General features: G+C 70.4%; 11 protein-coding genes and 2 tRNA genes. 3 read left to right on the forward strand and 10 right to left on the reverse strand.

Features of this window, described 5'->3' with window-relative positions:
- Positions 1-72: 72 nt before the first annotated feature.
- Positions 73-2,703: a valine--tRNA ligase gene (locus tag N5I75_RS11685; RefSeq protein ID WP_476676635.1), complete on the reverse strand. Its 2,631-nt coding sequence runs from the start codon at positions 2,701-2,703 to the stop codon at positions 73-75.
- Between the two features lie 115 nt (positions 2,704-2,818).
- Between N5I75_RS11685 and N5I75_RS11690 the strand changes: the two genes are divergently transcribed.
- Positions 2,819-3,799, forward strand: a complete 981-nt coding sequence (locus N5I75_RS11690) for a hypothetical protein (protein ID WP_476676636.1) — start codon at positions 2,819-2,821, stop codon at positions 3,797-3,799.
- 79 nt (positions 3,800-3,878) lie between these two features.
- On the opposite strand, the gene clpX is transcribed toward N5I75_RS11690, so the two are convergent.
- From clpX to N5I75_RS11715, 5 genes are all read right to left on the reverse strand, one after another.
- Positions 3,879-5,165, reverse strand: coding sequence for an ATP-dependent Clp protease ATP-binding subunit ClpX (clpX, locus tag N5I75_RS11695; RefSeq protein WP_476676637.1), 1,287 nt, complete (start codon positions 5,163-5,165; stop codon positions 3,879-3,881).
- A gap of 156 nt (positions 5,166-5,321) precedes the next feature.
- Complete coding sequence (locus N5I75_RS11700; RefSeq protein WP_164303251.1) at positions 5,322-5,981, reverse strand: ATP-dependent Clp protease proteolytic subunit; 660 nt, start codon at positions 5,979-5,981, stop codon at positions 5,322-5,324.
- Between the two features lie 71 nt (positions 5,982-6,052).
- Complete coding sequence (locus N5I75_RS11705) at positions 6,053-6,658, reverse strand: ATP-dependent Clp protease proteolytic subunit (RefSeq protein WP_394438312.1); 606 nt, start codon at positions 6,656-6,658, stop codon at positions 6,053-6,055.
- Between the two features lie 370 nt (positions 6,659-7,028).
- Complete coding sequence (gene tig, locus N5I75_RS11710) at positions 7,029-8,423, reverse strand: trigger factor (RefSeq protein ID WP_476676638.1); 1,395 nt, start codon at positions 8,421-8,423, stop codon at positions 7,029-7,031.
- Between the two features lie 174 nt (positions 8,424-8,597).
- Positions 8,598-8,674 (reverse strand) — tRNA-Pro (locus N5I75_RS11715).
- Positions 8,675-8,849: 175 nt separating this feature from the next.
- Between N5I75_RS11715 and N5I75_RS11720 the strand changes: the two genes are divergently transcribed.
- Positions 8,850-8,920 (forward strand) — tRNA-Gly (locus tag N5I75_RS11720).
- A gap of 76 nt (positions 8,921-8,996) precedes the next feature.
- On the opposite strand, the gene N5I75_RS11725 is transcribed toward N5I75_RS11720, so the two are convergent.
- The 3 genes from N5I75_RS11725 to N5I75_RS11735 form a co-directional block, all read right to left on the reverse strand.
- Positions 8,997-9,191: a hypothetical protein gene (locus N5I75_RS11725; protein ID WP_476676639.1), complete on the reverse strand. Its 195-nt coding sequence runs from the start codon at positions 9,189-9,191 to the stop codon at positions 8,997-8,999.
- Positions 9,192-9,664: 473 nt separating this feature from the next.
- On the reverse strand, positions 9,665-12,124 hold the full coding sequence (locus N5I75_RS11730; RefSeq protein WP_476676640.1) for an ABC transporter permease: 2,460 nt from the start codon (positions 12,122-12,124) through the stop codon (positions 9,665-9,667).
- Complete coding sequence (locus N5I75_RS11735; RefSeq protein WP_476676641.1) at positions 12,124-12,945, reverse strand: ABC transporter ATP-binding protein; 822 nt, start codon at positions 12,943-12,945, stop codon at positions 12,124-12,126. The genes N5I75_RS11730 and N5I75_RS11735 overlap by 1 nt, the downstream gene beginning before the upstream one ends.
- A gap of 264 nt (positions 12,946-13,209) precedes the next feature.
- On the opposite strand from N5I75_RS11735, the gene N5I75_RS11740 reads away from it, so the two are divergent.
- A complete protein-coding gene (locus N5I75_RS11740; protein ID WP_476676642.1) occupies positions 13,210-14,397 on the forward strand; it encodes a cation:proton antiporter in 1,188 nt (395 codons plus the stop codon).
- Positions 14,398-14,815: 418 nt separating this feature from the next.
- Here the strand turns inward: N5I75_RS11740 and N5I75_RS11745 are convergent, their stop codons facing one another.
- Complete coding sequence (locus N5I75_RS11745) at positions 14,816-15,988, reverse strand: PP2C family protein-serine/threonine phosphatase (RefSeq protein ID WP_476676643.1); 1,173 nt, start codon at positions 15,986-15,988, stop codon at positions 14,816-14,818.
- Between the last annotated feature and the right edge of the window lie 15 nt (positions 15,989-16,003).

A 16,003-nucleotide genomic window follows, 5' to 3' on the forward strand; every position in this document is an offset into this window, starting at 1 on the left:
ACGGCTGAAGGCCCCGGAACCGTACATCCGTACGTACGGTTCCGGGGCCTTCGACTACGTAGCCACCACTGCCTACGCCTGCGGCAAGCGCTCCAGCTGCGCCTGGATGCGGGCGATGTCCTCGTCCGCCTTGGCGAGGCGGGCGCGGATGCCCTCGACGACCTTCTCGGGGGCCTTGCCGAGGAACTTCTCGTTGCCCAGCTTGCCCTCGGCCTGCGCCTTGTCCTTCTCGGCGGCGGCGAGGTCCTTGGCGAGGCGCTTGCGCTCCGCGGCCACGTCGATGGCGCCGGACAGGTCGAGCGCCACCTCGGCGCCGGCCACCGGCAGCGTCGCCGTCGCCTGGAACTTCTCGCCCTCCGGCTGGAGCTTGAGGAGCTGGCGGATGGCCGTCTCGTGCGAGGCGAGCGCCGTGCCGTCGAGCGTCAGGCGGGCCGGGACGCGCTGGCCCGCCTTGAGGCCCTGCTCGCCCTTGAAGCGGCGGACCTCGGTGACGACCCGCTGGAGCGTCTCGATCTCCCGCTCGGCGGCGTCGTCGCGGAAGCCACTGTCCTTCGGCCACTCGGCGATGACGACGGACTCGCGGCCCGTCAGCGTCGTCCACAGCGTGTCGGTGACGAACGGCACGATCGGGTGGAGAAGTCGCAGCGTCACGTCCAGGACCTCGCCGAGGACCCGGCCGGACACCTTGGCCGGCTCGCCGCCCGCCATGAACGTCGTCTTCGACAGCTCGACGTACCAGTCGAAGACCTCGTCCCACGCGTAGTGGAACAGCGCGTCCGAGACCTTGGCGAACTGGTAGTCGTCGTAGAACGCGTCGACCTCGGCGACCGTCTTGTTGAGCCGCGACAGGATCCACCGGTCGGTGGCCGTCATCTGCTCAGGGGAGGGCAGCGGGCCCTCGACCGTCGCGCCGTTCATCAGCGCGAAGCGCGTGGCGTTCCAGATCTTGTTGGCGAAGTTCCGGGACGCCTGGACCCAGTCCTCTCCGATCGGCACGTCCGTGCCCGGGTTGGCGCCGCGCGCGAGCGTGAAGCGCAGGGCGTCCGAGCCGTACTTGTCCATCCAGTCCAGCGGGTCCACCACGTTGCCGAACGACTTCGACATCTTCTTGCCGTTCTCGTCGCGGACGAGACCGGTCAGGGCGACCGTCTTGAACGGGACCTCGCCGTCCATCGCGTACAGGCCGAACATCATCATCCGGACGACCCAGAAGAAGATGATGTCGTGGCCGGTGAGCAGGACGTCGGTCGAGTAGAACTTCTCCAGGTCCGGGGTCTGCTCGGGCCAGCCGAGCGTGGAGAACGGCCACAGCCCGGAGGAGAACCAGGTGTCGAGGACGTCCTCGTCCTGCGTCCACCCCTCGGCCTCGGTGCCGGGCGGCTGCTCGTCGGGCCCGACGCAGACGACTTCACCCTCCGGCCCGTACCAGACCGGAATCCGGTGGCCCCACCACAGCTGGCGCGAGATGCACCAGTCGTTGAGGTTGTCGACCCAGTCGAAGTACCGCTTCTCCATCTCCTTGGGGTGGAGCGTGACGCGCCCGTCGCGGACGGCGTCACCGGCGGCCTTCGCCAGCGTCTCGACCTTGACCCACCACTGCAGCGACAGGCGCGGCTCGATGGTGGTCCGGCAGCGCGAGCAGTGCCCGACGGAGTGGACGTACGGGCGCTTCTCGGCGACGACACGGCCCTGCTGGCGCATGGCGTCGACGATGGCGGAGCGCGCCTCGAACCGGTCGAGTCCCTGGAACGGGCCGGGGACCGTGATGACCCCGCGCTCGTCCATGATCGTCAGCGTCTCGAGGTCGTGCCGCTGCCCGATCGCGAAGTCGTTCGGGTCGTGCGCGGGCGTCACCTTGACGGCGCCGGTCCCGAACTCCGGGTCGACGTGCGCGTCGGCGACGACCGGGATCGTGCGGTCCGTCAGCGGCAGCTTGATGCGCTTGCCGATGAGGTGCGCGTACCGCGCGTCGTCGGGGTGGACGGCGACGGCCGTGTCACCGAGCATCGTCTCGACCCGGGTGGTCGCGACGACGACGCTCTGGTCGCCCTCGCCGTACTTCAGCGAGACCAGCTCGCCGTCGTCGTCCTGGTAGTCCACCTCGATGTCCGAGATGGCGGTCAGACAGCGCGGGCACCAGTTGATGATCCGCTCGGCGCGGTAGATCAGCTCGTCGTCGTAAAGCCGCTTGAAGATGGTCTGGACGGCGCGCGACAGACCCTCGTCCATCGTGAACCGCTCACGCGACCAGTCGACGCCGTCACCGAGGCGGCGCATCTGGCCGAGGATCTTGCCGCCGTACTCGCTCTTCCACTGCCAGACGCGGTCGACGAACTCCTCACGGCCCAGGTCGTGCCGCGACTTGCCCTCCTCGGCGAGCTGCTGCTCCACCTTGTTCTGCGTCGCGATACCGGCGTGGTCCATGCCCGGCAGCCACAGCGCCTCGCACCCCTGCATGCGCTTGCGGCGCGTCAGGGCGTCCATCAGCGTGTGCTGGAAGGCGTGCCCGAGGTGGAGCGAGCCCGTGACGTTCGGCGGCGGGATGACGATCGTGTACGGCGGCTTCTCGCTCTTGGCGTCAGCGGTGAAGTAGCCGCGCTCTACCCAGCGCTCGTACAGCGCCCCCTCTACCTCGGCCGGCGCGTACTGGGTCGGCAGTTCGGAGGTGGGCGCTGGGTTCTGCTGCTGAGAGTTCTCGGTCACGGGGTCAGTTTAGAGGGGTCACAGTCCCGTACTGAAACCGATTCCGGGGGAACGAACCGCACGCGCGTACGTCAGGATGTCGGGAGCACATAAGCAGCGGGGAGGAACCCAGACGATGAGCTACAACCAGCCGGGCCCCTACGGAGGCCAGCCGCAGCAGCCCCAGCAGCCCGGGCCCTACGGCCAGCAGCCGCAGCAGCCGGGACCGTACGGCCAGCAGCCGCAGGCCCCGCAGCCCGGCTACGGGTACCCGCAGCAGGCACCGCAGCCGGGGTACGGCTACCCGCAGCAGGGCCCGCCCGGGGTCCCGCCGCAGCAGCCCTACAGCCAGCCGCAGCAGCCGGGCCCCTACGGGCAGCAGCCCGGCGACCCGTACGGCCAGTACCCGCCGGCCCCGCCGCAGGGCGGCGGCAACAAGAAGACCGGCCTGATCATCGGCGCGGTCGCCGTGGTCGCGGCGCTCGGCGTGGGCGCGTACTTCGTGTTCGGCGGGGGTGGCGGCAGCGGTGTCTCGGTCGCGGACGACGGTGCCCACAAGCTCACGGCCCCGGCGGTGGTCCTGACCGAATACAAGAAGGACGCCTCCTCGTCGGACGGCTTCAGCGACGAGGACATGAAGGACGCGGAGAAGGACGGCCTGAAGAACGGCAAGCCCGTCGACGGCTCCTACAAGGTGACGGACACCTCGAACCCCCTGGGCGGCAAGATGCTGCAGTTCCAGGGCGCGTACGGGGAGATCGAGGACCCGGGCAAGCTCGTCGACGGCATGTTCGCCAAGGCGGCCACCGAGGCGCTCAAGGACGACGGTGACGGCGACACCAAGGGCTCGCTGGTCGGTGACCCCACCAACTACAACACCGACGACGTCGTCCTGAAGTGCCAGGAAGTGAAGGTCGAGAACACCGGCAGCTCGGCCGGCAGTGCGGCCGCCCCGAAGGAGATGCACATGCCCGTGTGCATCTGGGCCGACCACAGCACCGTCGCCATGGTCATGTCCTTCCAGCTCTCGGACCTGATGGGCGGCAAGACGGCCGACCTGAAGGCGGCGTCCGACATCGCCGCCAAGCTCCGCAAGGAGATCCGCGTCCCGGTGTAAAACCGCTGACAGCGCGGAAGAGGGGCCCCGCCCGGGGCCCCTCTTCGTGTGTCTGGCGCTGTTGTCCGCCGGTGCGCGGCTACGCCGACTTCTGCTCGCCGCTGCCGCCGCCCCGCGCATCCCGCGGAATCAGCGTCGGGTTCACGTTCGAGTGGACGGCCTCCGCGGTGATGACCACGCGGGCGACGTCCTTCCTCGACGGGACCTCGTACATCACCGACTGGAGGACCTCCTCCATGATCGCCCGGAGACCACGCGCACCCGTACGCCGCAGGATCGCCTGGTCGGCGATGGCCTCCAGGGCCTCGCGCTCGAAGTCCAGCTCGACGCCGTCGAGTTCGAAGAGGCGCTGGTATTGCTTGACCAGCGCGTTGCGCGGCTCGACGAGGATCTGGAGCAGCGCTTCGCGGTCGAGGTTGTGGACCGAGGTGATGACCGGGAGGCGGCCGATGAACTCCGGGATCATCCCGAACTTCACCAGGTCCTCCGGCATGACCTCCTGGAACTGGTCCTTCTCCTCCAGCTCGCGCTTGGAGTGGATGGTCGCGCCGAAGCCGATGCCCTTGGCGCCCGCCCGCGCCTCGATGATCTTCTCCAGACCGGCGAAGGCACCGCCCACGATGAAGAGGACATTCGTGGTGTCGATCTGGATGAACTCTTGGTGCGGGTGCTTGCGGCCGCCCTGCGGCGGCACCGAGGCCGTCGTGCCTTCGAGGATCTTGAGGAGGGCCTGCTGGACGCCCTCGCCGCTCACGTCGCGCGTGATCGACGGGTTCTCCGACTTGCGGGCCACCTTGTCGATCTCGTCGATGTAGATGATCCCCGTCTCGGCCTTCTTGACGTCGTAGTCGGCGGCCTGGATGAGCTTGAGGAGGATGTTCTCGACGTCCTCGCCGACATAGCCGGCCTCCGTCAGCGCGGTGGCGTCGGCGATGGCGAACGGCACGTTCAGCATCCGGGCCAGCGTCTGTGCGAGGAGCGTCTTGCCCGAGCCGGTGGGGCCGAGGAGCAGGATGTTGGACTTCGCGAGCTCGATCGCGTCGTCACGGCCCGCCGCCCCGCCGTTCTCGCCGGCCTGGACGCGCTTGTAGTGGTTGTAGACCGCCACGGAGAGCGCCTTCTTGGCGGCCTCCTGGCCTACGACGTAGCCCTCGAGGAACTCGTAGATCTCGCGCGGCTTGGGAAGTTCTTCCCATCGCACTTCGCTGGTCTCCGCGAGCTCTTCCTCGATGATCTCGTTGCAGAGGTCGATGCACTCGTCGCAGATGTATACACCGGGGCCTGCGATGAGCTTCTTGACCTGCTTCTGGCTCTTTCCGCAGAACGAGCACTTGAGCAGATCGCCGCCGTCACCGATGCGTGCCACGAGGTGCTTCCCCTTCGCCTGGGAGACGCCACGTTCAGCGGCTCCTGGTGCCTGTATCCGACGGTACCTTGCCGGGCCCCCCGTTCGGGCCCCCCTTGGCACGGTTCACTTCTTACGTGAACCGTGCCGGGGAGTGGCAGACGATACAACGCCTTGTCAGGCGATTGCCTCGTTGTTCATCTTGCGCGTCGAGATGATCTGGTCGACCAGGCCGTACGCGAGCGCGTCCTCGGCCGTGAGGATCTTGTCACGCTCGATGTCCTCGCTGATCTTCTCCAGCGGGGTCGTCGAGTGCTTGGCCAGCATCTCTTCCAGCTGCGTACGCATCCGGAGGATCTCGTTGGCCGCGATCTCCAGGTCGGAGAGCTGCTCGCGCCCCGTGCCACCGGAGGGCTGGTGGATCAGCACGCGCGCGTTCGGCAGGGCCATGCGCTTGCCGGGGGTGCCCGCGGCGAGCAGCACGGCAGCGGCCGAGGCGGCCTGGCCCATGCAGACCGTCTGGATGTCCGGCTTCACGAACTGCATGGTGTCGTAGATGGCCGTGAGGGCCGTGAACGAGCCACCGGGGCTGTTGATGTAGATGGAGATGTCGCGGTCCGGGTCCATCGACTCCAGGCACAGGAGCTGCGCCATGACGTCGTTGGCGGACGCGTCGTCGATCTGCACGCCGAGGAAGATCACGCGCTCCTCGAAGAGCTTCGCGTACGGGTCGTACTCACGCACGCCCTGCGAGGTGCGCTCGACGAAGCGCGGGATCACGTAGCGGTTGTCGACCTGGGGGCCGGTGTAGAGGCCGCTGCCGGGGATGTTGTTCATGTCTCGGTGTTCCGTCCTGGTGAGGGAGGCAGAGGGCTTGGGGGCCGGCGCTGAGTTCGGTCGGAACCGAATCAGGCGCCCGTGCCGCCGCCGCCCGGAACACCCGTAGCGGCAGAGATGATCTCGTCGATGAGGCCGTACTCCTTGGCCTCCTCGGTGGTGAACCAGCGGTCGCGGTCGCCGTCCCGGATGATCGCCTCGACCGTCTGACCGGAGTGCCGGGCCGTGATCTCGGCCATCCGCTGCTTCGTGCGCAGCAGGTACTCGGCCTGGATCTTCACGTCCGAGGCCGTACCGCCGATGCCCGCGGAGCCCTGGTGCATCAGGATGTCGGTGTGCGGCAGCGCGAAGCGCTTGCCCGCCGTGCCGCCGGTGAGCAGGAACTGGCCCATCGAGGCCGCCATACCCATGCCGATGGTGATGACGTCGTTCGGGATGTACTGCATGGTGTCGTAGATCGCCATGCCGGCCGTCACCGAGCCACCAGGGCTGTTGATGTAGAGGTAGATGTCCTTGTCCGGGTCGGCGGCAAGGAGCAGCATCTGCGCGGTGATCTTGTTCGCGATGTCGTCGTCGACCTGCTGGCCGAGGAAGATGATCCGCTCGCCGAGCAGTCGGTTGTAGACATGGTCGCCGAGGCCACCACCGATGGACGGCTCGCCGGCGGCGGAAGGCATCAGATTCGTCACGTATCCACCTGCTCGTCTCTGACGGCCTCGTGCCGTCTCGCGTCTCTTACTGAGGCCGGGGCCCTCGCTCGGGGACTCCCCTGCCCTCGTATTCATGGACCCTAACGCGCGGGTCCCTTCGGGGAATCCCGCGAAGTCAGCTGTTCGCTGTGAGCGCAGGGTCTGCGTGCCCCGCCAGGGGCGCGGGGAACTGCGCGGCCGGCCCCCACCGGGGGCGCAGTCGCGTCTGCCACGTGAGCGCCTACGGCGGGTGCGGGTTGTACGTGGCCGGTCGCGCCGTTCCCCGCGCCCCTTCAGGGCGCGACAGGCCCCCGGGATCGATGTCCCGGGGGCCTGTCACATGGTGCTGCTGCGAGGATCAGGCCTCGGACTTCTCCTGGGCCTCACCGGAGGTCTCGGCGGCGGCCTCGGTGGCCTCGGCGGCCTCCGTGGTCTCCTCCTCGTCGTCCTCCAGGTCGACGATCTCGCCGTTCGTGTCCTTCACCGTGGCGGCCTCGACCACGACGGCCAGGGCCTTTCCGCGGGCGACCTCGCCGACGAGCATCGGGACCTGGCCGCCCTCGACGACGGCCTGGGCGAACTGGTCGGGGGACATGCCGGAGGAGGCGGCGCGACGCATGAGGTGCTCGGTGAGCTCCTCCTGGTTCACGTTCAGCTTCTCCTTGTTGACGAGCTCGTCGAGGACGAACTGCGTCTTGATGCCCTTGACCGCCTGCTCACGGGTCTCGGCGTCGAACTCCTCGGCCGTCTTGCCCTGGATCTCGAGGTACTTCTCGAGGTCGAGGCCCATCTGGCCGAGCTGGTGGTGCTCCAGGTTGTGCTTGCGTGTGTTGACCTCGTCCTCGAGCAGCTTCTCGGGGACGGGGACCTCGACCAGCTCGAGCAGCTTCTCCAGGACGCGCTCCTGGGCCTGCGTGGCCTGGTCGTACTGCTTCATGTTCTCGAGGCGCTTGCGGCTGTCGGCCTTCAGCTCGTCGAGGGTGTCGAACTCGGAGGCGAGCTGGGCGAAGTCGTCGTCCAGGGCCGGGAGTTCGCGGGCGGCGACCTGGGTGACCTTGACGGTGACCTCGGCCTCCTTGCCCTCGGCGGAGCCGCCCTTCAGCTCGGAGGTGAAGGTGGCCTCGCCACCGGCCTCCAGGCCCTTGACGGCGTCGTCGATGCCGTCGAGGAGCTCACCGGAGCCGATGGTGTAGGAGACGCCGGAGGCGACCCCGTCCTCGAGGACCTCGCCCTCGACCTTGGCCTCCAGGTCGATGGTGACGACGTCGCCGTCCTCGGCGGCGCGCTCGACCGGGGAGGTCGAGGCGAAGCGGTCGCGGAGCTGCTCCACGGACTTCTCGACGTCCTCGTCGGTGACCTCGACGGCGTCGACCTCGACCTCGATGCCGGAGTAGTCCGGGATCTCGATGGCCGGGCGGACGTCGACCTCGGCGGTGAAGTTCAGCGTCTCGCCGTCCTTCAGCTCCGTGATGTCGACCTCGGGCTGGCCGAGGACGTTGAGCTCCGCCTCGTTGACCGCGTCGGTGTAGAACTTCGGGAGCGCGTCGTTGACCGCCTCCTCCAGGACCGCACCGCGGCCGAACCGCTGGTCGATGACGCGGGCGGGGATCTTGCCCTTGCGGAAGCCCTTCACCGTGACCTGCTGGTTGATCTTCTTGTACGCCGCGTCGAGGCTGTCCTTGAGCTCCTCGAAGGGCACCTCAATGCTGAGCCGAACCCGGGTCGGGTTCAGGGTCTCGACGGCGCTCTTCACGGTTCGGTCTCCTTGGGGGCTGACTTCAGGAATCGTGCCCGGCTTTAGAGACACACGGGCATGCAGCTTGCATAGTAACGGCACGCCGGAGCACACCCACAACGCGATCATGGGGTTCGTTCCGGCGAGGACGCCCGTGGAGGATCCGCGGTCGTCGTGTCGCCGCGGCAACGCTGGTCGGGGTGGCGGGATTTGAACCCACGGCCTTCCGCTCCCAAAGCGGACGCGCTACCAAGCTGCGCCACACCCCGTCGGTGCGACACGTAGGGTACATGCCCGCAGGCAGCGCGGCTGCCGCTTTACGGCGCGGCGCGGGGCGCACTCCGGCGCGGGCGACGGGGGTGTGTGCGGGCGGGGCCACGGACCCGCTACGATGCCTAGCGTGCCGTGGGTCGACGACCTCGCCGATCCGGGTACGCGCTGTGTGCGGGCGTAGCTCAATGGTAGAGCACTAGTCTTCCAAACTAGCTACGCGGGTTCGATTCCCGTCGCCCGCTCTCATGCTTCAGGGCCAGGTCAGAGAGTTCGTTCTCTGCCTGGCCTTGAGTCTTTTACGGGTCCGCCCGCCGGCGCTCAGAATTTTATGGCGCTGATGCTGTCCGCGACGGAGTTGAGGAAGTTGTTGATCGCGGGCGCCATTCCCGTCGAGGCCAGGAAGAAGCCGAAGAGGACCGCCACCACGGCGGGCCCCGCCTTGATCGAGCCGCCGCGCATCAGCACGATGAGGACGATCGCCAACAACAGCACCACTGACAGCGAAATGGCCACACTGATCACACCCTAGGTCGGTCCGCTCTCCCGGCCCGGGGGGCTCAGCCCCACACTCCCCCCGCCAGAACCATCGTGCCACCAACGGAGCGTCTGTATGCGGTCGGTGACGTAACGTCGGCCACGCGCGCGTGGGTGCGCGCGGCTCCACTGCCCTTGCGGCACATGCCCCCCGCACGTCGGCGGGGCCGCCGACGAGGGTGCGGGGGCGCCGAAATCGGCTTGATCGTTTCCATGGCGGGGTGGGCGGCCCGCGCCCGCCGTCCGCATATCGGTCCCGGTTCTGCCGCATTTCCTCCGCATTGCGGTCACGGGAAATCCCGGGATTCGCGCGGCCGAATATGAACGTTGCGGGCCGGTGGCGGGGCCGCCGCATTCACCGAGTGGCATCTGTCCGCTTTCATGACGCTGATCACCTGTAAATGGCCTTCGGCGCTTCCATCCCACCGGGCGGTACGCGCGCGAGGCCGGGATCAGCGCGCCTGGCGCAATGCGAGGCGTGCGGGCAGGGCCGTGGCGCCCAGGCCAAGGAGCAGGGCTGCGCCCGCGAAGGACCCGTACAGCAGGGGCGGGACGTACGGGTTCTCGCCGGTGAGGCCGTTCATCATCGGGACGAGGGTCGCGAACGCGATGCCCGTGCCGAGGGCGATGCCCGCGCAGGCCACCAGGAGCGCCTCCCAGCGGATCATGCGGAGCACCTGGCGGCGGGTGGAGCCGATCAGGCGGAGCGTGCCGAGTTCGCGGCGCCGGTCGAGGACCGTCATGACCAGGGTGTTGACGGCGGCGATCGCCGCGAACCCGCCGAGGACGGCGGCCATGGTGGTGTTGGCCCAGGCGTTCAGCTCCCGGTCCAGGGACTGCGCGGTCGTGTAGTCGGCTCGGTCGAGCGGGGTGCCGAGGGCGGCGAGGGCCTCGGTCGTGCCGCCCTTCGTCCACAGTTCGGTGTCGTAGGGGTTGGTGAGGTGGCCGGTCAGGGCGGCGCGGGGCAGCGTGACGTCGGAGAGGCCGAGGCCGCGCTCGTACGTGGCCGAGACCCTCGGGGAGGCCTTCGTGCCGTCGGGCAGGCGCAGGGCGAGGCGGTCGCCGACGCCGACGTCGGCGGAGCGGGCCAGGTTCGCGTCCAGGGCCACCGTGTCCGGGTCGGCGAGGTCGATCGCGCCCTTGGTGACCTTGAGGTCCTGGACGCGGGCGAGGTCGCGGGCCGTGCCGGTGACGGCCTGCGTCGACGCCGTCTCCAGCCAGTGGTCCCCCGCGGAGCCCGCCGGGACGAGGACCGAGGTCTTGAGCAGGCCGACGGCGGACGAGACGCCGGGCGCCTCGGCGGCCCGGGCGACCGACCCGGGGGCGAGGCCCGCGTCCGATGTGACGATGTGGTCGGCCGTGATGCCCGCCTTCTGCTGGCCGGCCGCCGCGTGGTCCTCGCTCGTGTGCATGAAGACGAGGACGGAGGCGAAGGACATCGCGAGGACGATCGGGGTGATCGCGGAGGCGAGACGGCGCGCGTTGCTGCGGGAGTTGGCGGCCGCGAGCGAGGCGGCGGCGCCCGCGCCGCGCAGCGGGAGGCCGAGGAGCGCGGCGGCGAGGCGGGCCAGGAGCGGGCCGAGCAGCGCCACGGCGAGCATGAAGCACATGACGACGCCGAGCGCCGTGTTGGCCGCGTCGTCGCCGCTCAGGTTGGCGGCGAGGACGGCGAGGACGGTGCCGCCGACGGCCGCCGCGATGCCGAGGGGCGTGCGGATCCGCCCGGGGCGCAGCCGCTCGACGGACGCCTCGGCCAGGGCCTGGCCCGGCTTGATGCGGGAGGGGCGGCGGGCGGCCATGTACCCGGCGAGCAGGCCGGTCAGGACGGCGGTGCCGACGGCCGTGGCCGGCGGGATGTACGAGACGGAGAGCTGCACCGCGTCCGGGACCGCGCCCTTCGCCTGGAGCTGACCGAACCACCAGCGGGCCAGCGCGATGCCGGGCAGGCAGCCGAGCGCGCCCGCGAGCGGGGCGACGAGGAGGGTCTCGGTGGCGATGGTGCGGCGGATCTGGCGCGGGGTGGTGCCGATGGCGCGCAGGAGGGCGTACTCGCGGGCGCGCTGGCCGACGGAGAGGGCGACCGTGCCGGCGGCGGTGAAGACGGCGACGGCCGTGGCGACGCCGCCGAACGAGCCGCCGAGGGCGATCAGGGCCTCCTTGCCGTAGGCGAGCGTGGCGTCCTCGGCGGCGGCACGGTCGTCGCCGGTGTGCACCTGGGCGGCGGCGCTGCCGCTCCCGGACAGGGCCTTCTGTACGTGGGCCTTCAGGTCGGCGGTGCTGACACCGTCCTCGGGCAGGACGGCGACGGCGTCGACGCGGCCGGGGTGGCCGGAGTTCGCGAGGGCCTCGGCGTCCGTGAACCAGAGGGTCGAGGCGCCGGTGGTGGTGCCGGAGACGCGGTAGGTGTGCGGGCCCGTGGGCGTGGTGAGCGTGACGCGGTCGCCGGGGCGGGTCTGCGTGCCCGCCATGACGATCTCGCCCTGGTGCGGGGCGCGGCCCGAGGCCAGCCGCTCGCCGGTGAAGGCGGTGGAGCCCCAGTTGTGCGCGGTGACGGAGGCGCCCTTGTGGTGCACGGGGTAGGTCAGGTCGGCGACGGCCTTGCGGACGCCGGGGGCCGAGGCCGCCTTCGCGACGAGGGAGTCGGCGAGGCGGGCGTGGTCCGGCAGCGGGACCGCCGCGTCCTCGCGGTCCTCGCCGGAACCGGTGACGTAGTGGGCGCGCTGGTCGGCGGCGACCACGACGGGGGCGTTCGCGTACCGGTCGGCCGGGACCGAGGCGCGCAGGCCCGTCTCCAGGAGGATGCCGCAGGCCGCGACGATCAGGGCGGACATCATCAGGGCGACGAACGTGCCGATGAACGCCGCCGGTTTGAAGCGGACGGCGGCGCGGGCGAGGCCGTTGGGGCGGGCCATCAGGCGGCCGCCTTCGCGTAGGCGGGCGCGGGCGCGGTCAGGGTGCGCATGCGGGCGGCGATGCGGTCGGCCCCGGCGCCGTCCAGGTGGTCGACGATCGCGCCGTCCGCGAGGAACAGGACGCGGTCAGCGTGGGCGGCGGCCGCCGGGTCGTGCGTGACCATGACGACGGTGGCGCCCATCCGGTCGACGGCGGAGCGCAGCAGGTGCAGGATCTCGGCCGCCGTGGTGGTGTCCAGGGCGCCGGTCGGCTCGTCGGCGAAGATGACGTCCGGCCTGGTGACGAGGGCGCGGGCGATGGCGACGCGCTGCTGCTGGCCGCCGGAGAGCTGGCCCGGACGGCGGCCCCCCTTGTCGGCGAGGCCGACCTGGGCGAGCACCTCGGCGGCGCGGCGCCGGTCGGGGCGCAGGCCCGCGAGGCGCATCGGGAGCAGCACGTTCTGCTCGACGGTGAGGCTGGGCAGCAGGTTGAACGCCTGGAAGACGAAGCCGAGGCGGGTGCGGCGCAGGGCGGTGAGCCTGTTCTCGCTCATGCCGGTGATGGTGGTGCCGCCGAGGGCGACGGTGCCGCCGGTGGGGCGGTCGAGCCCCGCCGCGCACTGCAGGAACGTCGACTTGCCGGACCCGGAAGGGCCCATCACGGCGGTGAACGTGCCGCTGGGCAGGGCGAGGTCGATGCCGCGCAGCGCGTGCACGGTGCCCGCGCCACGGCCGTAGCTGCGGCGCACCCCGCGCAGTTCCACGGCCTGGGCCCGGGTGGCGGGCATGACGGCCGGGTCCACTGGGGGTTGGTCGTGCTGCCGCTTCTTGCGCAGGCCCATGGGGGTCCGCCCTTCGTTTCCGTGGTCGCCGAGGGGGTTGCTTCGGTGCTTCGAAGCTACGGAGAAGGGGGTCCTGGTGACCATGAGGGCGGCTGGCGGATCAAGGGTGGGGAGAACCCCACCGCGCGCGGGGTGGAGACCCCGCAGAACTGCTTTGGTAAGCTAAGTATTGACGCTTTCTTGACCTTCCCTTTGCCGTGACCTTCCCTTGCCCTGCACGACGAGAGGACCGGGCCCATCGGACACGCAGACACCTTGATCGCCATGGGGGGCGCCTTCCTGGCCGCCGCCGTCCTCGCGCGCCTCGGCGGGCGCATCGGACTCCCCACCATCCCCCTGTTCATCCTGGCCGGGATCCTCCTCGGCCCGCACACACCGGGCGTCGTGCTCGTCTCCGACCCGCACGAACTGGAGATGCTCTCCGCCCTCGGCCTGGTGCTGCTGCTCTTCTACCTCGGCCTCGAATTCCATCTGGACGATCTCAAGGCGGGCGGCCGCAAGATGGCCGTCGCCGGAGCGACGTACCTCGCGCTGAACGTCGGCGCCGGCCTCGGTTTCGGATTCGCCCTCGGCTGGGGCACCTCCGAAGCTCTGGTCCTCGCCGGGGTGCTCGGCATCTCCTCGTCCGCCATCGTCACCAAGGTCCTCGTGGACACCGGGCGGCTCGGCAACCCCGAGACCAAGCCGATCCTCGGGATCATCGTGGTCGAGGACATCTTCCTGGCGCTGTACCTGGCGGCGCTGCAGCCCATTCTGTCCGGGGCCGACTCACTGGCCGGCGCCGTCATGGACGGGGGCAAGGCGTTCGGGTTCCTGCTGCTGCTCGCGCTCGCGGCGCGGTTCGGTACGCGGATCGTCGGCAAGCTGTTCCACACCCGGGACGACGAGCTCCTCGTCATCTCCTTCCTCGGCGCGGCCGTGTTCGTCGCCGGGGTGTCGGAGTGGTTCGGGGTCGCCGACGCGATCGGGGCGTTCATGGTCGGCCTCATGCTCGGGTCCACCACGTCCGGGGAGCGCATCCTCAAGCTGGTGCATCCGCTGCGGGACGCGTTCGGCGCCATCTTCTTCTTCGCGTTCGGGCTGTCCATCGACCCCGGGGATCTGCCGACCGTGGTCTGGCCCGTCCTCGGTGCGGTCGCCGTGACGCTGGTGATGAATGTGGTGGCCGGGCTTGCGGCGGCCCGGGTGTACGGGTTCGGGGCCGGGCCCGCGGCCAATATCTCCACGACGCTGCTGGCTCGGGGGGAGTTCGCGTTGATCCTGGCCACCATGGCCGCGGGGGCCGGGCTCGATGAGCGGCTGTCGCCGTTCATCGCGGGGTATGTGCTGGTGCTTGCGGTACTTGGGCCGTTGGCGGCGGGGCGCTCCGCTTGGCTGGCCCGGTTGTTGCCCGGGGGGCGGGAGGGGGTTGCCGAGCCGGAGCTCGAGCGGCGGGTCGGGGCGGGGGTGTGACCGGCCTCCCGCCGTAGCGCCTCGCGCGCGATACCGGGTGCGACGCCGTCGTGGCTGGTCGCGCAGTTCCCCGCGCCCCTGAAATGCGCACTGCGTGCGCCATCCCAGGGGCGCGTCCGCGCGACCCACCCCCGGCCCGAGACGCGAGCGCGACCCCACCCCCGGCCCGATAAGCGAGCACGGCCCCACCCCGGCCCGAGACGCGAGCACAGCCCCACCCCCGGCCCGATAAGCGAGCACGGCCCCACCCCGGCCCGAGACGCGAGCGCGGCCCCACCCCCGGCCTGAGATGCCGCACGAAGTGCGCATCTCGGGGGCGCGGGGAACTGCGCGACCAGCCACGACGCCACCCGCACACGGCGACGCGACAGGGCATGGCAGACGCATCCCGCAGGGGCGCGGGGAACGAGGGGGGCGGCTAGTGGTCCCGGCAGATCAGCAGCAGCGCCCTGTCGTCGTTGACATCCTTGGCCACCGCCTCGATCAGATGCCAGGCGGCCCCGTGGAAGCCACCCTGGACATAGCGATCGGCCTCGCCCGTCAACCGGTCCATGCCCTCGGCGATATCACGCTCGGACGTCTCGACCAGACCGTCGGTGAACAGCATCAGGACATCACCGGGGCGCAACGTCCCCTTCGTCGCGTCGAACTCCGCCCCGTCGTAGACGCCGAGAAGAGGGCCCTCGGCCGCCTTCTCCTCCCAGCGGCCGGTACCCGCGCTCAGCTGCAGCCCCGGCGGATGACCAGCCGAGTAGAGCTCGTAGTCGCCGGACTCCAGGTCCAGGACGAGGTGGATGGAGGTGGCGAACCCCTCGTCCCAGTCCTGGCGGAGGAGGTACCCGTTGGCGGCCGGCAGGAAGGCGTGCGGGGGGAGCGAGCCGAGGAGCCCGCTGAAGGCACCCGCGAGGAGCAGCGCCCGGGACGCCGCGTCCATCCCCTTGCCCGACACATCCGTGAGGACGACCTCCAGCGTGCGCCCGTTGTGCGTGCGGGCCGCCACCACGAAGTCACCGGAGAACGACTGCCCGCCGGCCGGCCGCAGCGCCATCTCGCGGTGCCAGCCGGGCGGCAGCTTGGGCAGCCGGCTCTGGGTCCGGATCCGTTCGCGGAGGTCGAAGAGCATGGTGCCGCCGCGCCGCCACGGCACCCCGACCCGGCTGCGGAACTGCGCTATGAGCAGCCCGAAGAACCCGCAGGCGGCGACTGTAAGCACGGTGCCGGGCGTGACACCCGCCGCGCGCTGCGAGTACGGGCCGAGCTGGACGGACTCCACGATCAGCGCCGCCGCGGCGGCCGCGTACAGGCCGAGCAGGCTCGCCGGGCGCAGCACGAGGCCGCCCGCGACGATCGGCAGGACGAGGACGGTGGGCGTGCACCAGACCGGGTCGAGGATCGTGAACAGGGTGATCAACGGGATGGTGAGGAGCAGGCCCGCCAGGGCGATCCAGTCCGAGCCGTCGCCCCGGAAGTAGTCGACCCCGGATTTGCGCACGGCGGTGCGGACCCGGTGCACACGCATCTTCAACCGGGCCGGAAACGTCTCCGCCGCCGCGCGCTGTTCGCCCGCGCGCCGCTCTCGTCGTACGGCCATTGCTCGTGGACCTTA

Source organism: Streptomyces sp. R818, assembly GCF_056172735.1.

Coding starts and splice junctions, on each gene's coding strand:
- N5I75_RS11690 (WP_476676636.1), top strand. CDS start 2,819: ATGAGCTACAACCAGCCGGGCCCCTACGGAGGCCAGCCGCAGCAGCCC.
- N5I75_RS11700 (WP_164303251.1), bottom strand. CDS start 5,981: ATGAACAACATCCCCGGCAGCGGCCTCTACACCGGCCCCCAGGTCGAC.
- N5I75_RS11705 (WP_394438312.1), bottom strand. CDS start 6,658: ATGCCTTCCGCCGCCGGCGAGCCGTCCATCGGTGGTGGCCTCGGCGAC.
- N5I75_RS11730 (WP_476676640.1), bottom strand. CDS start 12,124: ATGGCCCGCCCCAACGGCCTCGCCCGCGCCGCCGTCCGCTTCAAACCG.
- N5I75_RS11735 (WP_476676641.1), bottom strand. CDS start 12,945: ATGGGCCTGCGCAAGAAGCGGCAGCACGACCAACCCCCAGTGGACCCG.
- N5I75_RS11740 (WP_476676642.1), top strand. CDS start 13,210: ATGGGGGGCGCCTTCCTGGCCGCCGCCGTCCTCGCGCGCCTCGGCGGG.
- N5I75_RS11745 (WP_476676643.1), bottom strand. CDS start 15,988: ATGGCCGTACGACGAGAGCGGCGCGCGGGCGAACAGCGCGCGGCGGCG.